Genomic DNA, 788 nt, shown 5'->3' on the forward strand with positions numbered 1-788 from the left:
ACTGTGTTGTCTTGTGTGTCTACAATACCATCTCCATCTGTATCTGGGCCATCTGCTACACCATCACTGTTGGCATCTCCTGCTGGTGAACCTCCGTTTTCTGTGTAGTCATTAACTCCATCATTATCACTGTCTAAATCTTGGTTGTCTGGTGTACCATCGCCATCTGTGTCTGCTGGTGTAGCAATACCTGTTCCTCCAAATACTGGATTCGTATCGATAGCATCATTGATACCATCACCGTCTGTATCTGCTCCATCAACCACTCCGTCATTGTTAACGTCTGTTGCTAATGGGTTACCTGCTTCTGTTAAGTCGTTGATTCCATCGTTATCAGAATCTAAGTCCTGAGCGTCTGGTGTACCATCACCGTCAGTATCTGCTAATGGTAACGTTGTTCCTCCTTGACTTGGGTCTACAACATCTACCAATCCATCATTGTCTGCATCAGCACCATCGATAATTCCATCGCCATTGGCATCAACTCCTCCATTCTCCGTTACATCTGTAATCCCATCATTATCTGAATCTAAATCTAAGAAGTCTGGTGTACCATCATTGTCAGCATCTGGGAAGCCCGTAAAGTCTGGATCAACTAAGTTAGGGAATCCATCTCCATCTGCATCTGCGTATGGATCTACTCCGCCTAATTCTGCTGTATCTAATACACCATCGTTATCATCATCTGGATCTACATTATCCGCAACTCCGTCATTATCACTATCTAAAATGTCTCTGTAATCTACCTCGCCATCGCCATCTTCATCGCCTAATGAAGCTGCATTTGG

1 pseudogene is annotated in these 788 nt (G+C 44.2%); it reads right to left on the reverse strand.

Going from position 1 to position 788, the window contains the following annotated elements:
- A pseudogene (locus tag G4D72_RS13275) lies at positions 1 to 788 on the reverse strand (hypothetical protein); the annotation flags it as partial.

This window comes from Flavobacterium difficile (assembly GCF_011392115.1).
GTDB lineage: Bacteria > Bacteroidota > Bacteroidia > Flavobacteriales > Flavobacteriaceae > Flavobacterium > Flavobacterium difficile.